The organism is Tabrizicola piscis (genome assembly GCF_003940805.1).
Lineage (GTDB): Bacteria > Pseudomonadota > Alphaproteobacteria > Rhodobacterales > Rhodobacteraceae > Tabrizicola > Tabrizicola piscis.
In genome coordinates this window covers 1,767,672-1,783,319 of record NZ_CP034328.1, presented here as the reverse complement: position 1 = coordinate 1,783,319, position 15,648 = coordinate 1,767,672, and the positions used below count along the sequence as shown (strand labels likewise).

The 15,648-nt window shown below is 65.9% G+C and carries 14 protein-coding genes; 9 read left to right on the top strand and 5 right to left on the bottom strand.

What is annotated here, in order from left to right:
• Nucleotide 1: 1 nt before the first annotated feature.
• Together EI545_RS21640 and EI545_RS08615 are read right to left on the bottom strand one after the other, a co-directional pair.
• On the bottom strand, nt 2-1,942 hold the full coding sequence (locus EI545_RS21640) for a D-alanyl-D-alanine carboxypeptidase family protein (protein WP_245990341.1): 1,941 nt from the start codon (nt 1,940-1,942) through the stop codon (nt 2-4).
• A gap of 195 nt (nt 1,943-2,137) precedes the next feature.
• On the bottom strand, nt 2,138-2,845 hold the full coding sequence (locus EI545_RS08615; RefSeq protein WP_125325097.1) for an HAD family hydrolase: 708 nt from the start codon (nt 2,843-2,845) through the stop codon (nt 2,138-2,140).
• 129 nt (nt 2,846-2,974) lie between these two features.
• On the opposite strand from EI545_RS08615, the gene clpS reads away from it, so the two are divergent.
• Genes clpS through EI545_RS08600 form a run of 3 tightly spaced genes read left to right on the top strand, consistent with a single transcriptional unit; the run spans nt 2,975 to nt 5,159 of the window.
• Complete coding sequence (gene clpS, locus EI545_RS08610) at nt 2,975-3,295, top strand: ATP-dependent Clp protease adapter ClpS (protein WP_164517246.1); 321 nt, start codon at nt 2,975-2,977, stop codon at nt 3,293-3,295.
• A 48-nt stretch (nt 3,296-3,343) separates the two neighbouring features.
• Complete coding sequence (locus EI545_RS08605; RefSeq protein ID WP_125325095.1) at nt 3,344-4,327, top strand: class I SAM-dependent methyltransferase; 984 nt, start codon at nt 3,344-3,346, stop codon at nt 4,325-4,327.
• Nucleotides 4,328-4,346: 19 nt separating this feature from the next.
• Nucleotides 4,347-5,159 (top strand): SDR family NAD(P)-dependent oxidoreductase, encoded by an 813-nt coding sequence (locus EI545_RS08600; protein WP_125325094.1) that lies wholly within the window; start codon nt 4,347-4,349, stop codon nt 5,157-5,159.
• On the opposite strand, the gene EI545_RS08595 is transcribed toward EI545_RS08600, so the two are convergent.
• On the bottom strand, nt 5,160-5,549 hold the full coding sequence (locus EI545_RS08595; protein ID WP_125325093.1) for a hypothetical protein: 390 nt from the start codon (nt 5,547-5,549) through the stop codon (nt 5,160-5,162).
• 78 nt (nt 5,550-5,627) lie between these two features.
• On the opposite strand from EI545_RS08595, the gene hemF reads away from it, so the two are divergent.
• Nucleotides 5,628-6,488, top strand: coding sequence for an oxygen-dependent coproporphyrinogen oxidase (gene hemF, locus EI545_RS08590; protein WP_125325092.1), 861 nt, complete (start codon nt 5,628-5,630; stop codon nt 6,486-6,488).
• A 31-nt stretch (nt 6,489-6,519) separates the two neighbouring features.
• Entirely contained in the window at nt 6,520-6,873 is a 354-nt protein-coding gene (locus EI545_RS08585) for a hypothetical protein (RefSeq protein WP_125325091.1), read from the top strand.
• Nucleotides 6,874-6,896: 23 nt separating this feature from the next.
• Here EI545_RS08585 and mnmC2 read toward each other — a convergent pair whose 3' ends face one another.
• Complete coding sequence (mnmC2, locus tag EI545_RS08580) at nt 6,897-7,580, bottom strand: tRNA (5-methylaminomethyl-2-thiouridine)(34)-methyltransferase MnmC2 (protein ID WP_125325090.1); 684 nt, start codon at nt 7,578-7,580, stop codon at nt 6,897-6,899.
• Nucleotides 7,581-7,641: 61 nt separating this feature from the next.
• Between mnmC2 and EI545_RS08575 the strand changes: the two genes are divergently transcribed.
• Entirely contained in the window at nt 7,642-8,673 is a 1,032-nt protein-coding gene (locus tag EI545_RS08575) for an NAD(P)/FAD-dependent oxidoreductase (protein ID WP_125325089.1), read from the top strand.
• Between the two features lie 15 nt (nt 8,674-8,688).
• On the opposite strand, the gene EI545_RS08570 is transcribed toward EI545_RS08575, so the two are convergent.
• Nucleotides 8,689-9,228 (bottom strand): NADPH-dependent FMN reductase, encoded by a 540-nt coding sequence (locus EI545_RS08570; RefSeq protein WP_125325088.1) that lies wholly within the window; start codon nt 9,226-9,228, stop codon nt 8,689-8,691.
• Between the two features lie 265 nt (nt 9,229-9,493).
• On the opposite strand from EI545_RS08570, the gene EI545_RS08565 reads away from it, so the two are divergent.
• From EI545_RS08565 to EI545_RS08555, 3 genes are all read left to right on the top strand, one after another.
• Entirely contained in the window at nt 9,494-10,492 is a 999-nt protein-coding gene (locus EI545_RS08565; protein WP_164517244.1) for a formylglycine-generating enzyme family protein, read from the top strand.
• A 138-nt stretch (nt 10,493-10,630) separates the two neighbouring features.
• Nucleotides 10,631-14,086: a chromosome segregation protein SMC gene (smc, locus tag EI545_RS08560; protein WP_125325086.1), complete on the top strand. Its 3,456-nt coding sequence runs from the start codon at nt 10,631-10,633 to the stop codon at nt 14,084-14,086.
• Between the two features lie 305 nt (nt 14,087-14,391).
• On the top strand, nt 14,392-15,642 hold the full coding sequence (locus tag EI545_RS08555) for a sarcosine oxidase subunit beta family protein (RefSeq protein WP_125325085.1): 1,251 nt from the start codon (nt 14,392-14,394) through the stop codon (nt 15,640-15,642).
• The last annotated feature ends 6 nt before the right edge of the window (nt 15,643-15,648 follow it).

Sequence of the window (15,648 nt, the reverse complement as noted above, 5' to 3'; positions counted from 1 at the left end):
GTCAGCCCCCCACGGTTTCGCAGGGCACAGCGCGGGCGCGCAGGCGGCGGCAGGCCAGTTCGGCCTGTTCTTCGGTCAGGCCAAGGAAGCTGGCACGCCAGCTGCCGTTCGACTGGGCGGTCTTGCGCAGGCCTTCGTTCAGCGTTGCACTTTCGGCAAGGGCCGTCTTCAGCAGCGCCCGTTCGGCCTCATACCGCGAGGGGTATTCGCCGACGTTCACCCCAAAGTGCCGCCCGCCCGAGGTCGACATGACGACGACGACTTCCTGCGTTGGCTCGGGTTCGGCGGCGGCGACCTCGACGCTGTCGAAGATCGGGGCCTGACGGTCTGGCAGGGTGGCAGCAGCGGCAAGCTGGGTGTCGGGCGGGGTGGAGGCGGTGGCGCCGGCGACGGTTTCGACATCGGTGATCTCGGCCAGAAGGCCGGTGGTCAGGGTGGTGTCTTCCGGTGCGGGGTCGGCTGCCGGGTCGGTCCCGGGATCGGTCACGACAAGCTCTGGCGCGGCGGCCACTTGCAGCTCTTCGACGGGCAGGACTGCTTCAGCGGTCGCTTCGGCATCGGCGGCAACGGCGGCCTCGACGGTTTCGGCGGCAGCTTCAGGGCGCGGCATGGGCTTCACGTCAGCAAGGCCCGGGTCTGCGGCGGCGATGACCACGGTTTCTTCAGCCAGATCGGCTACCGGAGCCGTGTTTGCGGCAAGGGCTGCCGCCTGTGCTTCAAGCGAGCCAGCGGGGAGCGGGGCGGTTTCCGCAGCCGGGGCGGCTGCGGCGATCTGGGTTTCGGCTACCGCTTCGGGAAGCGGGGCTTCGGCGGCCACGGGGCTTTCGCCGGAAGCGATGGCTGCGGCCTGAAACTCAAGCGTGCCTTCCGGCGGCGGTTCGGCGGTGGCCTCGGCCAAGGCGTCGGCGATGCCATCGGCCATGGCGATTGCCACGGCGTCGGGCACGGTTGGCGCGACAGGGCGGGCCTTTGGCCGGGGCGACGAGGTCACGGCACCGGACACGCGGACGGTCTTGGCAGCGCCACCTTCGGCATCCAGATCGTCGATCGCATGGGTGGTCGAGGCAATCAGCGCCTCTTCAGCAGGGGCCGAGGGGGCCTGCGGCGGCTGTTCCTTGACCCGATTCTTCGCCGCGCCAAAGCCGATGTCCATCAGCTCTTTCATCTTGGCGTTGCGGTTTGCGGTCGATGTGCCGCCGAACACGGTTGCGATGATCCGCTTGTTGCCGCGCACGGCCGAGGCGGTCAGGTTGAAGCCGGCGGCCGAGGTGTAGCCAGTCTTGATCCCGTCCGCGCCTTCGTAGGCGTCAAGGAAACGCGAGTTGGTGTTGGTCACCGTCGCCACGCCCGCATCGGCGGTGCGGCGCGAGAAGATGTTGTAATACTGCGGGAAGTCATAAAACAGGTGGCGGCCCAGCGTGTTCATGTCGCGCGCCGTGGAGAGATGGCCATCCGCGGTCAGGCCGTTGGCGTTGCGGAACGTGGTGCTGGCCATGCCCAGTTGCTTGGCCGTACGGGTCATGCGCTTGGCAAAGGCCACATGGTCACCGCTGATATGGTCACCAATCGCGGACGCGGCATCATTGGCGGATTTCACCGCTGCGGCGCGGATCAGGTAGCGCAGCGCAATCTTTTGGCCCGGCTTCAGCCCAAGGCGTGACGGGGGCTGCGAGGCGGCGTATTTCGTGACGGTCACCTTGGTATCCAGCGACAGCCGACCAGCCTCGATTTCCTGAAAGGCGATGTACAACGTCATCATCTTGGTCAGCGATGCAGGATGCAGTCTTGCGTCTGCGTTGTCTTCCAGCAGGACCTCGCCCGTGCGGGCGTCCACGACGATGGCGGCAAATGGTGCCGCCTGCAGCGGAGCGGTCACCAGAACGGTGACGGCTACGAATGCAATCAATAATGTGCGAAGAATCCGCCCGAGAAGCGATGCCACGTCGCCTGTCCCCTTGCCTGTGCGGCCCGAATTTCCGGTGCCGAGTTCTGCCTCAGCCGGAAAGCTAGCACAGCGGAACCAATCCGAAAACCCAAAAAATCCAATGGCTTTGCGGGTATAGTTCATGCAGTTGCGCAGATGCAGCACCGCATTCGACGCTGTGGCCATATCTAGCGCAGGTCGGGCCCTTTGCCTCTAGCTGTTGCGCCCCACCTGCAGGCTGGCCACGAGGTCCGGCAGGTCACCAAGGGAGGTGATCGCGTGAAAGCGGTGGTGATCGGTCGGTGGATCGGCGGCCTCAAGCGCCCAGGTCAGACCATGGGGCACATGCACGCCCCATGCGCCGGCCTGAAGCGCGGGGATCACGTCTGATTTCAGCGAGTTGCCGACCATCATGGCCTGATCGGCACCGGTGCCGTGACGCGCAAAGATCGCGCGATAGGCGGCTTCGGTCTTGTGGCTGACGATTTCCACCCCGTCGAACAGATCCCCCAGCCCCGACTGCGCCAGCTTGCGTTCCTGATCCAGAAGGTCGCCCTTGGTGATCAGCAGCACCCGATAGTCAGCGGCCAGCGTCGTGACCGTGGCCCGGGCCTGCGGCAGAAGGTCGATGGGATGTTCCAGCATGTCGCGCCCGGCGGCGATCAGTTCGGCGATCACGCTGGCGGGGACACGGCCTTCCGTCACCTCGATGGCGGTTTCGATCATCGACAGGGTGAAGCCCTTCACGCCAAAGCCGTAATGGCCGATGTTGCGCCGCTCTGCCGCTTCCAGCCGTTCGGCAAGATGGTCGGCCTTGGCATGGTCGGCCAGAAGCCGGGTGAAGCGGTCCTGTGTCAGGCGAAAGAACGACTCGTTCTGCCACAGGGTGTCGTCGGCATCGAAGCCTATCGTCGTCAGCATGTCGTGTCCTTTTGCGCGGTGCGAACGCCGCCCCTTTTCGCCAGCCCAGAAAAGGCTATATTTCCCCTATCCGGTGCAACCCCCGAATCCAGATGGAGCTTACGTCCCGTGTCGTCACGCCCGCTGACCATGTCTGACAAGACCGATGGCCCGGGTCAGGACACGTCGATCCTGACCAAGCCCAAGGCCAAGACGGAACGGCCCCCGCTTTACAAGGTCATGCTCTTGAATGACGACTATACCCCGATGGAATTCGTGGTGCATGTGCTTGAGCGGTTCTTCGGTCTGAACCATGCCCAGGCGTTCGACATCATGCTGACGGTTCACAAGAAGGGGCTTGCCGTCGTGGGCGTGTTCTCGTTCGAGGTGGCCGAGACGAAAGTGGCGCAGGTCATGGATTTCGCGCGCCGTCATCAGCACCCGCTGCAGTGCACGATGGAAAAAGAGTGACCGTCCATCGCCCATCGGAAAGGGTCTAGGGGGCTGCGGCCCCCGCCCATGCGATCCGCTCGCTTGACATTGGCGCTGGACACCGGCGCGCTGACCCTTCCCGCCGAAGGGCGCATCGCCGTGTATCGTCCACGCGTAGGGGATGATCTGGGGGCGTTGCCGCAGGATCGGGTGACGGTGGTCACCGGGTTCAAGCCGGACCATGACCATTTCGCCAAGGGCTATTCCGTCACTGCCGCCGCACCCTATGCGGCTGCGCTGGTCTGCCTGCCCCGGGCGCGCGAAGCCGCGCGGGCGCTGATCGCGCAGGCGGCGGCCGAGGTTGTGCCGGGTGGGTTGGTCGTGGTGGACGGGCAGAAGACCGACGGGATCGACACCGCGCTGAAAGACCTGCGCAGCCGGGTGGAGCTTTCGGAAAGCCTGTCGAAGGCGCATGGCAAGCTGGCAAGCTTTGCCGCCGGGCCGGACCTTTCGGACTGGGCAGCAGTCCCCCGCCAGATCGAGGGCGGGTTTCAGACGCTGCCCGGCGTCTTTTCGGCGGATGGGCCGGACCGGGGGTCGGTTCTGCTGGCAGCGGCGCTGCCGGCCAAGTTTGGCGGCAAGGTTGCCGATCTTGGGGCGGGATGGGGTTATCTGGCGCAGGCGATCTTGGCGCATCCGGGGGTCAAGCGGCTGGACCTGGTGGAGGCCGAGGCGGATGCGCTGGCTTGTGCGCGGGTGAACGTCATCGATGACCGCGCGCGGTTTCACTGGGCCGATGCTACGACGTTCCGGCCGGAAACCCTGCTGGACGCGGTGGTGATGAACCCGCCGTTCCACCATGGGCGGGATGCCGACCCGGCCCTTGGCGCCGCGTTCATTCAGGCCGCCCGGCGGATGCTGGCCCCGAACGGGGGGCTTTGGCTGGTTGCCAACCGCCATCTGCCCTACGATGCCGCCCTTGCTGCCGCCTTTCTGGAGCATCGCGAAGTTGCCGGCGACGGTGCCTTTCGGGTGATCCACGCGACCAAGCCCATTCGGGCAAAACCCTGACAGACGACGGAGCGCGCCCATGTCCTTTTCCGTTTCCGGCAAGACTGCCATCGTCACTGGCGCTGCGGCTGGCATCGGCCTCGCCATTGCGCGGCATCTGTTGGACAAGGGTGCCAATGTGATGTTCGCCGACATCGACGAAGACCGGCTTGAGGCCGAGGTGGGCGAAGAGGCCCGCGCCGAAGGCCCGATCCGCATGTTCGCGGGCGATCTGACGGAGAAGCTGACGATTGCCAACCTGCTGTCCGCCACGATCGACGCGTTTGACCGGGTGGATATTCTGGTGAACGCCAACCGCAAGATGGTGGTGTCTGACATCCTGTCGCCCGAGGCGGACGGGGTGGAGGACCTGTGGCGGCAGAATGTGCTGACGGCGCTGCGCATGTCGCAGATGACGGCCAAGCGGATGATCCAGCATGCCGCACGGACCGAGGCTGAGGTGGGCAGCATGGTCGGGACCATCGTCAACATATCCTCGATCACCGCGCAGACGACGCGGCCGGAACTGCTGGCCTATTCGATGGCGGCAGCGGCGATGGACCAGATGACCCGGTCCCTGGCCGTGGCGCTGGCACCCAAGGGCATCAGGGTCAACGCCGTGGCCTTTGGGTCTGTGATGAGCGCCAGCCTGCAGGCCGCGTTGAAGGACAACCCCGGTTACCGCGACGAGATTGCCGAGGCGACGCCGCTGAAGCGCATCGCCGCCCCGGTGGAACTGGCCGAGACGGTGCAGTTCCTGGCCTCGGACGCGTCCAGCTTTATCACCGGGCAGGTGATTGCGGTGGACGGCGGGCGCAGCATCCTTGATGCGGTGCCCGCGCCGGCCCATTGATCATTCAGGGTATTTCGCCTTGCATTGGGCGATGACAGCCTCGGCCTTGCGGGCGAGTTCGCGGCGCTTGATCTTCAGGCTGTCCAGCTTGCGCGCCTCATCGGCAAGGTCGATGGCCTTGGGGCGTTGCACGGTATATTCGCGGTCCTTCAGGCAGGGCCGCAGCGCTGGTCGTTCCCCCTCAACCCGGCGCGGTTCGGGGCAATAGCTCCAGTATTCCTCGTAGCGGGTCACGCTTTCATAGGCAAAGCCGCGGTCAAGGTTGCCCTCGGTCTCGACGATCAGGCGGTCAAGGGTGCGCAGGTCGCGGGTGTTGTAGGAGATGCACTGTTCCTGGGGCGTGCCGCAGGCGGCAAGCAGGGCAAATGCCAGAAGAGCATGGCGTTTCATCGGACGCTCCCTGTGGGTCTTGGAAAGCGCCGCCCAGGGGTGCTAGGCATGGCGCTGTCATGAGATGGAGACAACAGGATGACCGATCCCTTTGACAGTCGCAAGGCGCGTGCGGCGGCGTGGTTCCATACCTTGCGGGACCGGATAGTCGCGGCCTTCGAGGATCTGGAGGACAGGTTCAGCGATGGCCAGCCCGGGCGGTTTCAGGTCACGCCGACAACCCGCGCCGATGGCGGTGGCGGTCTGATGAGCGTGATGCGCGGCGGCAAGGTCTTCGAGAAGGTCGGGGTCAACTGGTCGGAAGTGCACGGGGTCTTGGGTGAAAAGGCCCAACGCGCCATGGCGGCGCGTGGCGTTCCGGGCATGGCGGAAGACCCGCGGTTCTGGGCCAGCGGCATTTCGCTGGTGGCGCATATGGTCAACCCGCACGCGCCAGCGGTGCACATGAACACGCGGATGTTCTGGACGCCGGGGGCAGCATGGTTTGGCGGCGGGTCGGACCTGAACCCGGCGATCGAATATGCGGAGGATACCGCGCACTTCCATGCCGAGATGCAGCGCGCCTGTGATGCGCATGGCGCGGATTATTACCCGCGCTTCAAGGCATGGGCGGATGAATACTTCTTTGTCCCCCATCGCGGCCGCGCGCGGGGTGTTGGCGGGATCTTTTACGATGACCTCAACACCGGCGACTGGGAGGCTGATTTCGCCTTTACCCAAGCCGTGGGTGAGGCGTTTCTGCCCGCCTTCGTGCCCCTGACGGAACGGCGCTTGGGCACGGCGTGGACCGAGGCGGACAAGGACGTGCAGCTGATCCACCGTGGTCTTTATGCCGAGTACAACCTTGTCTATGACCGGGGCACGAAGTTCGGCCTTGAAACCGGGCATGACGCGAATGCTGTGCTGATGAGCCTGCCCCCGGTGGCCAAATGGACCTGACCGGGGCTGAGGTTGGGGCTGGGGGGGCTGCATGGCCGATGTAACCGTGACGGCAGCCTATGGGTCGGTCGTCGAGGACGAGGGGTTCCTTTTCGTCGGCTTTGCCGAGGGCGAGGAGGAGGAAGAGGGCTATGTCCTGTTCCGCCAGCCGCTTGGCGGCGGGCCGGTCTGGTTTGAGGTCAATGACGAGGCTTTTGGCGCAGAAGACGCAATCGCGGGTATTGCCGTGGGGCCGAAGGGGTTCGAGGTGGCGATCCGGGCAGAGCGGGCGGCCGCCTTCGGCTTTGCCACATCGGTGGCGGTGAAGATCGGGCCGGGGTGCGAGGATGCTGCGCCAGCCCTTGAGGCGCTGCGCGAGATGTTGGCCGGGCTTTGGCCTGAGTAAGGTCTGGCAACAGGCGGTGCCGGCTATCCCGGAAGATACCCCGTCGTCATATGGCGCTTGCGGCCAAAACCGGGCTGTCGGGTGACGGTAAAGCCCGCTTGCGTCAGGCTTTGGCGGACATGGCCTGCGGCGGTATAGGTCGCGAAGGTGCCGCCGGGGGCGGTATGGCGGGCGACGTTTGCCATCAGATCGGGCGACCAAAGCTCGGGGTTCTTCGCGGGGGAAAAGCCGTCCAGAAACCACGCGTCGGCTTTGCCGTTCCACCGGGGCAGGGTGTCACGGGCGTCGCCGATGATGATGTCGGCGGTAAGCCCGGGAAACTGCAAGGTGCGCAGGCCGTTGGACCACTGGGCAAGGAAGGCTTCGGCCAAGGGAGCGGTTTCAGGGAAGGCCTCCAGCGCGCGGGCGATGTCTGCTGCGGGCAAGGGGAAGGCCTCAAAGCTGGTAAAGCGGATATGGCCTTGGCCCGGATGGCACAGAAGTGTGGCAAGCAGGTTGAGGCCGGTTCCAAACCCAAGCTCGGCGATCTGAAAGCCGTCGCGCAGGCGGTCGGGCAGGACGTTGCCTGCAAGGAAGACATGTCTGGTTTCGGCAAGGCCGCCAGACAGCGAAAAGTAGGGGTCGTCAAAGGCGCGGGAAACGGGAATGGTGCCGTCGCGCCAATCAAGCTGCGGTGCCGGGGATGAGGGCGGTTCAGGCTGGGGCATCGGGGGCAGTCCTTTGGCCGTCTGAATGGGCGCGGGGCGGCGGTTTGGCAAGGAGAAACCCATGGTCAATGTGACAATACGGGGCGCGGGGATCTTCGGTCTGTCGGTGGCTTGGGCCTGCGCGCGGCGCGGCGCGCGGGTGCGGGTGATCGAGACTGTGGCCGTGGGCGCGGGGTCTTCGGGCGGCGTCGTGGGTGCGCTGTCGCCGCATGTGCCAGAGGCGTGGAATGTGAAGAAGGCGTTCCAACTGGAAAGCCTGCTGATGGCCGGGGACTGGTGGGCAGGGGTAGAGGCGGCATCAAGGCTGCCCTCCGGCTATGGCCGGGTTGGGCGGTTGCAGCCCTTGGCCGATGCCCGCGCGGTCGAGGCGGCGCGGCGGCGTGGCGAGGAGGCTGAGACCCTGTGGCAAGGCAAGGCGGTGTGGCAGGTGATCCCGGCGACCGGGGCGGCGTGGGAGCCGCAGTCACCGTCTGGCCTGTTGGTCGAGGACACGCTGTCCGCCCGCATCCTGCCCCGGATGGCGCTGCAGGCGCTGGTCGCTGCTGTCCGGGCGTCGCAGGGTGAGGTGGTGTTGGGCGAAGCGGATGAGGTGGGGCCTGTGGTCCATGCGACGGGGGTTGAGGGGTTGGTGGCGTTGTCGGCGTCTTTGGGTAGGCCGGTTGGGTCCGGGGTGAAGGGGCAGGCGCTGAGCCTGCGGTTTGATGCGGGTGATGCGCCGCAATTGTTCGTCGACGGTTTGCACATCGTGCCGCATGCCGATGGAACGGTGGCCGTGGGATCGACCAGCGAGACGGTCTGGCAAAGCGACGGGCCGGATGCGGCGATTGAAGGGTTGCTGCAGCGCGCGGTGGCGGCGGTGCCGGTTCTGGCTGGCGCAGAGGTTGTGGCGCGCTGGGCCGGGGTGCGGCCACGCGCGGCAAGCCGGGCGCCGATGCTGGGGGACTGGCCGGGACGACCGGGGCATTATGTGGCGAATGGCGGGTTCAAGATCGGCTTTGGCATGGCGCCCAAGGTGGCGGAAGTCATGGCCGATCTGGTGCTGGACGGGCGCGACACCATCCCTGAGGCGTTCCGGGTGGAGGCGTCGCTGTAAAGGCTCCGATGCGGGTCAGGCGCGCTGGGCTTCGGCCCGCAGGTCCTGCATGAGTTCGGTCAGGGCCTTTTGGTAGCGCGGGTCGATCAGCTTGCCTTCGGGGGTGAAGGCGTGGCTGGAGTCGGCCACCAGAACCTCCGGTCCGCTGAGAAGCCGGGGGCGGAACGGGGTCAGGGCGAGGCGGAGCGCGAATTGCGACCGGTCACCGCCGCCCCGGCCATCCGCCGCCGAGATGATCGCCACGGGCTTGTTGCGGAACGGCGCGCCTTTGGTGCGGCTGACCCAGTCGAGGGCATTCTTCAGGACCCCGGGGAAGGATTTGTTGTATTCGGGCGTGGCGATGACGACCGCATCGGCGCTGCTGATCTGGTCGGCAAGGGTCTGCACTTCGACAGGGATGCCGTGGCTGTCCTCCAGATCGCCATCGTAGAGGGGAAGGCGCAGGTTCGCTTCGATCTGCTTCGCCTCGCCGAAGGCCTGCCGCGCTTCGGCCAGAAGCAGGCGGTTGGTCGATGCGGCGCGCAAAGCGCCGGGGATGCCGAGGAGGGTAAGCATGGGAGCCTTTCGCTTGCTTTGGGGAGGTAGGGGGCGGTAGGGCCTCGGCAAGGGGGTTGGATTGGGTAGTGGTCTGGCGCCTGCCTTGAGCAGGTGATGTGATTTGACAGGTGAGGGCGGGGCGGATTTGTTTGTTTCATAGGACGAGGGCTTGGCGGTGGGCAGATTGAGCGATCCGGTTGCGTGGCGTTGGGTGCGGGAAGCTTCCCCCTTAGCGTCCGCAGCGCGGTTGGGTCGTGCGGACATGCGGGCAGGCCGCCTGACTTTGGCCCTGCTGCTGGCCGTCGCAAGCCCCGCCGCCGCCGAACCCCTGCGCGTGTTCAAGGATTGCGACGTCTGCCCGGAGATGGTCGAACTGCCGATGGGGGAGTTCATGATTGGGGGGCCGGAGGATGAGTATCCCCTGGCACTGGTCTTCTACGATGGTGCGGTTCGGCCCGCTACCACGGAGCATCCCTCAATCAAGACCGATGAGGGGCCGCAGCATGAGGTCGACATCGACATTCCGTTCGCCATCGGGAAGAACGAGGTCACATACGGCGAATGGATGGCATGTGTCGCCGATAGCGGGTGCGGCGGGTATGTGCCGACGAGGCGCATCCCTCCAGTGGTCTCAATTACTGCCGTTGAACGATCCTTGACCGACGACCGTTTCGGCAGCCCAAGTTATCGCAGCATGGTTGCGGAAGCATTTGCTAATGATGACGATCTTCAACTCACCGACGACTTCCCGGTGCTCTATGTATCGTACAATGACGCGCAACTGTATGTTGAGTGGATGAACCGGAAACTTGGCATCAACTCCTATCGCCTGCCAACCGAGGCAGAATGGGAATATGCGGCACGCGCCGGAACAACGTCCAGGTTCGCGCAGGGAGATGACGTTACCTCCGCTGAAGTGAACTTCTCCGGTGAGGACTCTGAGTACATGCTCGATAGGCCGTTCCCCGACTTTGTGTCGCGTGGCTTTCCGGTACCAGTAGACGAGTTGGATGCAGCCAATGCTTGGGGCATCCGTCATATGTCAGGCAATGTTGCTGAGGTCACTCAATCGTGTCATGCCGAGCGATACGCTGGGTGGACGACTTCGAGTGACTGGCTGTCCAAAGGCGGTGCTGGAACCTGCAAGAGGTCCTATCGCGGAGGCAGCTATTCGCTTCATATCGGCAATGCGCGAGTAGCCTGGCGTTCTCCAGGCAATGAAGATCGGCGGTCGCAAACTACGGGCTTCCGAGTAGTGAAAGAACTAGAACCTGAATCCTGAGGAGTTCTGCGGGCATCCCTGACCTGGCAACTCAATATCTTGGGGATAAGCTGCGCGCATCCGCCATATGCGGGGCGGCTGCATTGACTCCGGGCCGGGCGGGGGGGAACATCGCAGCCCGCGACTCATGAGGTGCCCGTGCGGCTGACGCGTCTTCGCCTGAACGGTTTCAAAAGCTTTGTCGACCCCACGGATCTGGTGATTCATGAGGGTTTGACGGGCGTTGTGGGGCCGAATGGCTGTGGGAAGTCGAACCTGCTGGAGGCTTTGCGCTGGGTGATGGGGGAAAACCGCCCCTCGGCCATGCGCGGCGGCGGGATGGAGGACGTGATCTTCAACGGGGCCGCCACGCGGGGCGCGCGGCATTTCGCTGAAGTGGCGCTCGTGATGGACAACAGCGACCGGCTGGCGCCTGCGGGGTTCAACGACGCCGACCAGATCGAGATTGTGCGGCGGATCACGCGAGAGGCGGGGTCAGCCTACCGCGCCAATGCCAAGGAAGTGCGGGCGCGCGATGTGCAGATGCTGTTTGCCGATGCCTCGACCGGGTCGCACAGCCCGGCGCTGGTGCGGCAGGGGCAGATTTCCGAACTGATCAATGCCAAGCCCAAGGCCCGGCGCCGGGTGCTGGAGGAAGCGGCTGGCATCAGTGGCCTTTATGCGCGGCGGCATGAGGCGGAGTTGAAGCTGGCGGGGACGGAGCAGAACCTGCTGCGGGTCGACGACGTGCTGGAGGCTTTGGCACAGCAGTTGTCCGTCCTGACCCGGCAGGCCAAGCAGGCGGCGCGGTATCGGGAAATCTCGGAAGAGTTGCGCAAGTCGGAAGGGATGCTTCTGTGGCGGCGCTGGCGCGAGGCCGATGAGGCGCGCATTGCGGCGGAAGGCGCGCTGCGCGACCGGCTGATTGCGCAGGGGCAGGCCGAGGCGGCCTCACGCGCGGCGGGCAAGGCGCGGGAGGCGGCGGAGGATGCGCTGCCGCCGAAGCGCGAGGAGGAGGCGATTGCCAGCGCCATCCTCCAGCGGCTGACCTTGCAGCGCGATGCGCTGGGCGATCAGGAAGCGCGGGCGCTGGCCACGATTGATGCCTTGAAGGCGCGGATCGAGCAGCTTTCCCGCGACATGGAGCGTGAGGCGGGGCTGAACCGCGACGCGGGCGAAGTGATCGAGCGGCTGGACTGGGAGATTGAGCAGCTGGCCCGCGCCCATGAGGGGCATGAGGACAAGCTGGCCGAGGCGATGGAGGCCGCACGGGAAGCGGGCGCCGTCTTGGGTGAGCGTGAGGCGGCACTGGCAGACCTGACCGAGGATGCCGCGCGGCTGGCGGCGCGGCATCAATCCTCGCAGCGGATGCTGTCGGATTCGCGGGCTGTGCTCGACCGGGCCGAGGGTGAGGCCGTGACGGCCCGTCAGGCGGTGGCCGGGGCGACGGGCGCGCTGGAAGCGGCGGGTGAGGCGTTCGCGGCCGCCGAGGAGGCACAGGAAGCGGCGCTGGCCGAGGCTGAGGCGACCGAGGTGGCTTTGGAAGCCGCCGAGGTGGCGCGGGCGGAAACGCAGGGCCGTGAGGCCGAGGCGCGAGCGGCGCGGTCTTCGGCCGAGGGCGAGGCGAATGCCTTGCGCGCCGAAGTGGCGGCACTGGCGCGGCTGGTGGAGCGTGAGGCTCAGGCCGGGCATCAACTGCTGGACAAGCTGGTGGTGACGCCGGGGTTCGAAAAGGCACTGGGTGCTGCCTTGGCCGATGATCTGCGGTCGCCCGAAGTGGGCGCTGGTGCGCGGTCGGGCTGGGCGGTGCTGGAGCCCTATGCGCAGGCGCAGGCCCTGCCGGATGGGGCGGTGCCCTTGGGGACGGAAGTGCAGGGTCCGGCGGTGCTGGCGCGGCGGCTTTCGCAGATCGGGCTGGTCAGCCGCGAGCAGGGCTTTGCGTTGCAGGCGGATTTGCGGCCGGGGCAGCGGCTGGTTTCTGTCGAGGGCGACCTTTGGCGGTGGGACGGGTTCCGCGCGGGGGCGGAGGATGCTCCATCTGCTGCTGCGCTGCGGTTGCAGCAGTTGAACCGGCTGGTGCAGCTGAAGCGCGATCTGGAGGAGGTTGGCGCGCGGGCCGATGGCGCGGCGCGGGCGCATGAGGCGTTGCAGGCGCGGCTGGCGGAACTGGCCAGCGCCGATGCCCGCGCCCGGGATGCGCGGCGGGCGGCGGACGCACGGGTGACCGAAGCAAACCGCGCCTTGGCGCGGGCTGAGGCCGACCGGTCCATCGCCGGCGGCAAGCTGGAGGCGGCGCGGCTGGCCGTCAGCCGGTTTGAGGATGAGGCGATGGGCGCGCGGGCCCGGCTGAAGGAGGCGGAAGCCTCGGTCGCTGAGTTGGGCGATCTGGACGCAGCGCGGGGCGCGGTCGAGGCGGCGAAGATCACGGTCGAAGCGGCGCGGATCACGATGATGACCCGCCGGTCAGCCCAGGATGAAGTGCGGCGCGAGGGTGAGGCGCGGGTCAGGCGGCGGCAGGAGGCGGTGAAGGAACTTTCGGGCTGGAAGCACCGGTTGGAGACAGCCTCACGCCGGACCGAGGAGTTGAGCGAGCGGCGCGCGGCGACCGAGGACGAGTTGGCCGAGGCGATGCAGGCGCCCGAGGAAATTGCCGCCAAGCGCGACGAGCTGGTGGACGCGATGGCCGAGGCCGAGGTGCGGCGGCGTCTGGCCGCGGATGCCCTGGCCGAGGCGGAGGCGGCGCTGCGTGAGGCTCAGTTGGCCGAACGGGAGGCCGAAAGGCTGGCCGGTGAAGCGCGTGAAGGTCGGGCGCGGGCCGAAGCGCGGTTGGACGCAGCGCGGGAGGGTGTGGCCCTGGCGGCGGAGCGCATCCGCGAGGAGGATGACCGCACGCCGGATGAGCTGTTCGCCAGCCTGCGGGTGGACCCTGACCAGATGCCGGATGCCGACAGCCTTGACGCCGACGTGGGCCGCCTGAAACGCCAGCGTGAGGCGATGGGCGCGGTCAACCTGCGGGCCGAGGAGGACGCGAAGTCGGTTGAAGCCGAATATGACGCCTTGGCCAGCGAAAAGGCAGACCTGGAGGAGGCGGTGAAGAAGCTGCGCGCCGGGATTGCGGGCCTGAACAAGGAAGGCCGCGAACGGCTGTTGACGGCATTCGAGCAGGTGAATGCCAATTTCTCGACCCTGTTCACCCATCTGTTCGGCGGGGGTGAGGCGCGGCTGGTGCTGGTGGAAAGCGACGATCCGCTGGAGGCCGGGCTGGAGATCCTGTGCCAGCCGCCGGGCAAGAAGCTGGCGACGCTGTCGCTTCTGTCAGGCGGCGAGCAGACGCTGACCGCGCTGGCGCTGATCTTCGGGGTGTTCCTTGCCAACCCCGCGCCAATCTGCGTGCTGGACGAGGTGGACGCGCCGCTGGACGACGCCAACGTGACGCGGTTCTGCGACCTTCTGGACGAGATGACCCGCCGGACCGAGACGCGGTTCCTGATCATCACCCACCACGCCGTGACCATGGCGCGGATGGACCGGCTGTTTGGCGTGACGATGCAGGAACAGGGGGTTTCGCAGCTGGTGTCGGTCGATCTGAAGAAGGCCGAGGCACTGGTGGCGTAAGCCAGTGCCGGTGTGCGTTTCTGGAGCTAACGGCAACTTAATCTGATTCGGGCAGAACGAGGGGTGAACACCCACTCGGAGCCTGCCATGCAAAGCCTTCTGACCCTCGCCACGCTTCTGGCCATCATTGCATGGTGGGATGGATCCCTTGTGCTTGAGGTCCCTGGACTGAACGAGCCCGTGATCCATCGCGGGACGAAATAGCCGCATCACGCGTGGCCGAAACGGACGAAGTGATGGCGAAAACGGATGCGTAAAGCCCTGCGCCTGCCCCTAGAACCAAGGGCAGGAACAGGAGACTGATCGTGCGCTATTCCGGGTTTCGCGTGATTGCCGAGGCGTTGACGGGCCACAAGGGCTGGAAGCCCGTCTGGCGCGACCCGGTGCCTCAGGCCGAGTATGATTACATCATCATCGGCGGCGGTGGGCACGGGCTGGCGACGGCCTATTACCTTGCCAAAGAGTTTGGTCAGGCGCGGATTGCCGTGCTGGAAAAGGGCTACCTGGGTGGCGGGAACGTGGGGCGAAACACCACGATCATTCGATCAAACTACCTTCTGGACGGCAATGAGCCGTTTTATGAGTTTTCGTTGAAGCTGTGGGAGGGGTTGGAGCAGGATTTCAACTATAACGCCATGGTTTCGCAGCGCGGGATCATCAACCTGATCCACACGGACGCGCAGCGCGACGCCTTCACCCGGCGGGCCAATGCGATGATGCTGCACGGTGCGGATGCCGAGATGCTGAGCCGCGAGCAGGTGCGGAAACTTTACCCCTGGCTGAATTTCGACAACGCCCGCTTCCCGATCAAGGGCGCGATTGCGCAGCGCCGTGGCGGCACGGTGCGGCATGACGCGGTCGCCTGGGGTTACGCGCGCGGGGCGGACCTGCGGGGCGTGGACCTGATCCAGAACTGCGAAGTCACCGGGATGCGGATCGTTGGCGGCCGGATTCTTGGGGTGGAGACGTCACGCGGCTATATCGGCGCGAAGAAGGTGGGCGTTGCGGTGGCGGGGTCGTCCTCCAAGGTGATGGCCCATGCCGGGATGCGGTTGCCGATTGAAAGCCATGTGTTGCAGGCCTTTGTGTCCGAAGGGCTGAAGCCGCTGATCGACGGGGTGATGACCTTTGGCGCCGGGCATTTCTATGTCTCGCAATCCGACAAGGGCGGGTTGGTCTTTGGCGGCGACATCGACGGCTACAACTCCTACGCCCAACGCGGCAACCTGCCGGTGATCGAGGATGTGGCCGAAGGTGGCATGGCCTTGATGCCCGCGATTGGCCGGGTGCGGCTTCTGCGCAGTTGGGGCGGGATCATGGATATGTCGATGGATGGGTCGCCCATCATCGACAAGACACCGGTTGAGGGTCTCTATTTCAACGGGGGCTGGTGCTACGGCGGGTTCAAGGCGACGCCTGCCAGTGGCTGGTGTTTCGCGCATCTGTTGGCGAAGGATGAGTCGCATACGACGGCGCGGGCTTATCGGTTTGACCGGTTCCTGAAGGGTCTGATGATCGACGAAAAGGGTCAGGGCGCGACCCCGAACCTGCATTGAAGGCTG

Bases quoted from the DNA above. Each gene is read 5' to 3' on its own strand.
- mnmC2 (WP_125325090.1), bottom strand. From the start codon at position 7,580: ATGCCCCAGCCTGAACCGCCCTCATCCCCGGCACCGCAGCTTGATTGG.
- hemF (WP_125325092.1), top strand. From the start codon at position 5,628: ATGACCGATCCCTTTGACAGTCGCAAGGCGCGTGCGGCGGCGTGGTTC.
- EI545_RS08615 (WP_125325097.1), bottom strand. From the start codon at position 2,845: ATGCTGACGACGATAGGCTTCGATGCCGACGACACCCTGTGGCAGAAC.
- EI545_RS08600 (WP_125325094.1), top strand. From the start codon at position 4,347: ATGTCCTTTTCCGTTTCCGGCAAGACTGCCATCGTCACTGGCGCTGCG.
- clpS (WP_164517246.1), top strand. From the start codon at position 2,975: ATGTCTGACAAGACCGATGGCCCGGGTCAGGACACGTCGATCCTGACC.
- EI545_RS08575 (WP_125325089.1), top strand. From the start codon at position 7,642: ATGGTCAATGTGACAATACGGGGCGCGGGGATCTTCGGTCTGTCGGTG.
- EI545_RS08595 (WP_125325093.1), bottom strand. From the start codon at position 5,549: ATGAAACGCCATGCTCTTCTGGCATTTGCCCTGCTTGCCGCCTGCGGC.
- EI545_RS08585 (WP_125325091.1), top strand. From the start codon at position 6,520: ATGGCCGATGTAACCGTGACGGCAGCCTATGGGTCGGTCGTCGAGGAC.
- EI545_RS08570 (WP_125325088.1), bottom strand. From the start codon at position 9,228: ATGCTTACCCTCCTCGGCATCCCCGGCGCTTTGCGCGCCGCATCGACC.
- EI545_RS08605 (WP_125325095.1), top strand. From the start codon at position 3,344: ATGCGATCCGCTCGCTTGACATTGGCGCTGGACACCGGCGCGCTGACC.